The organism is Lentilactobacillus kefiri, from assembly GCF_007989105.1.
Lineage (GTDB): Bacteria > Bacillota > Bacilli > Lactobacillales > Lactobacillaceae > Lentilactobacillus > Lentilactobacillus kefiri.
The window spans coordinates 1-2,894 of record NZ_BJVK01000074.1 but is presented as its reverse complement, the minus strand read 5'-3'; the positions used below and the strand labels follow the sequence as shown (position 1 = coordinate 2,894).

Annotated in this window: 3 protein-coding genes and 1 pseudogene; 2 read left to right on the top strand and 2 right to left on the bottom strand. The window is 34.1% G+C overall.

Annotated elements, in window-relative coordinates; translation table 11 throughout:
* Positions 1–624: replication initiator protein A (locus LKE01_RS11615; protein ID WP_146979254.1), on the bottom strand; the 624-nt coding region annotated here is incomplete at its 3' end.
* A 988-nt stretch (positions 625–1,612) separates the two neighbouring features.
* Between LKE01_RS11615 and prgP the strand changes: the two genes are divergently transcribed.
* Both prgP and prgO read left to right on the top strand, forming a co-directional pair.
* Positions 1,613–2,500, top strand: a complete 888-nt coding sequence (gene prgP / locus LKE01_RS11610) for a ParA superfamily DNA segregation protein PrgP (protein ID WP_306765878.1) — start codon at positions 1,613–1,615, stop codon at positions 2,498–2,500.
* The gene (gene prgO, locus LKE01_RS11605) at positions 2,487–2,765 is read left to right on the top strand and encodes a DNA segregation protein PrgO (RefSeq protein WP_057910342.1); all 279 of its coding nucleotides are present in this window, start codon (positions 2,487–2,489) and stop codon (positions 2,763–2,765) included. The genes prgP and prgO overlap by 14 nt, the downstream gene beginning before the upstream one ends.
* A gap of 17 nt (positions 2,766–2,782) precedes the next feature.
* Here the strand turns inward: prgO and LKE01_RS12280 are convergent.
* A pseudogene (locus LKE01_RS12280) lies at positions 2,783–2,894 on the bottom strand (IS5/IS1182 family transposase); the annotation flags it as partial.

Genomic DNA, 2,894 nt, shown 5'->3' with positions numbered 1-2,894 from the left:
GTATCTATTAGTATCTATGTTTTTAGAGTCTTTATATAGATTGCTTTCGATTTTCGAAATTCCGCTCGTAGCAAGGGATTGAGAGCTATTGTCAACGAAGTCATGCGGACTTTCGATTTTCGAAATTCCGCTCGTAGCAAGGGATCCAACGAAGTCATGCGGACTTTCGATTTTCGAAATTCCGCTCGTAGCAAGGGATTTCGGCGTTTCTTGTCCATATTCACCCCTTAAATAGACATCAGTAGCTTTCACATCGAGCTTGGAAAGGTATAAACGATTCGGTTCATTCTTTTTCGTTTTAGGATTAAATCCCATTTGAATTTGTTTTAATAGATTGGCTGTTTGTAATTCTTTTTTTATTTTAACGGCTTTTTCAGTAGCGCAGTTAAATAAGTCTTGTAATTCTTGAACGGTAAAAATAAAGTAAACATGATTATCTTCATCAACCCAGTGGTTGCGCAAAGAATACTCGAGCCGATCTTTCAGTACCATATAAGCCAATTTAGCATCACTGCTTAAATGTTTATATTGCTCGCCATACATTAATACCTTAGGAAACTGGAAAAATAGGGCTCCATATACGTTATCGGCTTCATAGTAATTGAAATTTTTTGATTTTGTCATAATAAAAACTCCCTTTCTCGACTGACACACGCTGTCTCAAAAGAGAGTTGCTAAAACATTCGACTTGCATTACAATACAAATCTGATATGCTCTAACTGAATTACAAAGCGAACATTGGTTGTGAGGGCTTTGTAGTTTCACCAGCATGTGTCTGTTTGTGAGTTGCCCAGTCGGCAACTTTTTTAATTTCTAACAACAAAAAATGGACTAAATAGCTTTGGTTAGCTACTTAGTCCATTGACTTTAATTTGTTTTTAACTATCCTTAACTTGTCCTTGGGGACTGGTTTGCGGTATAATTAACCTACAAATTAAGAACAATGTTCAGTCGATTTTAACTTGGAGGTGAAAATCGACTGAATCTAAGTAGCTGGCTGATAGCTACTTGCTAAATCCAAAATCCCTGATTCCTCGTGAATCGGGGATTTTTCTGTTTAGCTTGATCTCTTTATTCGGTTGTTAAATTAGTCATAGTCTAGCATTTTTGTATGTTCATTTCTTATAATTTGTTTGAACAATTCAAGAATATCATTTAGTGCCTAACTTGTAAATAGTAAAACTATGAAAGTACACTTTTTCATGACAGCATTCTATTAGTAAATACACTAGGAGAAAAAGAGATTAGTGCATTAGGGGAAAAGGAGATTAAGAGAAAAGTATACTAGTGTAGAAAGAGAACAGGAGAAAAGGAGAATAGGAGAAAAAGAGATTTTTAATTTTTTATAAATACTGATTCTACAGGGTTTAAGTTCTTATTGAATTTCAAAAGGTGTATTAGTACACTTTTCTCTTAATACACTAGGAGAAAAAGAGATTAGTGTATTAGGAGAAAAGGAGATTAAAAGATTAGTGTATTAGGAGAAAAGTGTATTAGGAAGCTAAATTTATTTTTGCCTTGCGATTAACTCGTGTGAAGTGTACTATGATCATATTAAGTAAGACTGCATTAGTGTACTTTTTCAAGATTGAGGTGAATACATTGGGATATGTGATTATAAATGCACAACAAAAGGGTGGCGTTGGTAAAACTACAGATACGGTGATGGAAGCTGTTGTTGCTTCATCCTTGTTTAACAAAAAAGTTTTAGTTATTGACACTGACCTTCAGGGGAATGCCACTACTTTTTTGGCAAAAACTTATAAGGACTTAAATATTAATAAATCTTTCATGAGTTGTATGGAAGATGGTGACTTAGAAGCTGGTCTTGTTCATTTGGGACCCAATATTGACATGATTGCTTCTGATTATGATACGCGAAAATTTGGTGACTTTTTAGCCGACAAATTTAAAAACACAATTGATCGAACTTTTTATTTAAAAAAGCTTGTTGATAAATTAAAAGATAGTTACGATTTTGTATTCATTGATGTTCCGCCTTCAACAGATATTAAGGTCGATAATGCTATGGCTTGTGCTGATTATGTTATTGTAATTCAAGAAACACAGCAATTTGCGTTTGATGGTTCGAAAAAATTGGTTTTAACATATCTTCAAACTTTGGCTGACGATTTTGGAGATAAAATCAATTTGCAAGTGGCCGGTATTTTACCAGTGCTACTTCAGGCTCGTAGACCCTTACAAACTAAAATTGTTCGCGAAACTATTGAGTATTTTGGCAAAGACAACGTGTTCAATAATATTATTAATAATCACGCTCGCCTAGAATGGTATACAGCCCAAGGTGTTCAATTTCAAGATTTCCATGATAAACGAATTTGGGCTTTGTTTGCCGATATTTTCTGTGAACTGCAAGCGCGTATAGAATCTTTTGAAAAAACTAATGATGTAATTAACTTTCATTATGATCATCAATATATTAATCAAAATAGACTAACTCCTTTGGGAAAGGAAATGACTGTTAATGGCTTTAATTAAGAAAGATAACAATCAACAAGTTAGAATTAAACATACTGCTAATGTTGATCGAAATTTGACTCCCAGTAAAAAATTTAAGTCTAGTGATCGTCGTACTTTAAAAGTTGATCCGCCAGTCTACCAGCTTATTAAGTCATTGGCCTATATTACCGATAAAAAAATGTATGATTTGGTTCGTGAAATGGCCAATGCGTATTTAGATAACAATATAACTGATCGGCAAAGGGAAAATGTACTAAGAAATATTGATGATATTGAACGCTAAGAAACCGTTTGAGATCTTTAAAAGCGCCGCAATAGAACTGACATAAAGGCTAAGGTCATCATCGTGGCGCTCGTATGTAACTGCCTTTCGCAATTTTTCCACAGTCGTCGACATTTTTCTACCCAACTA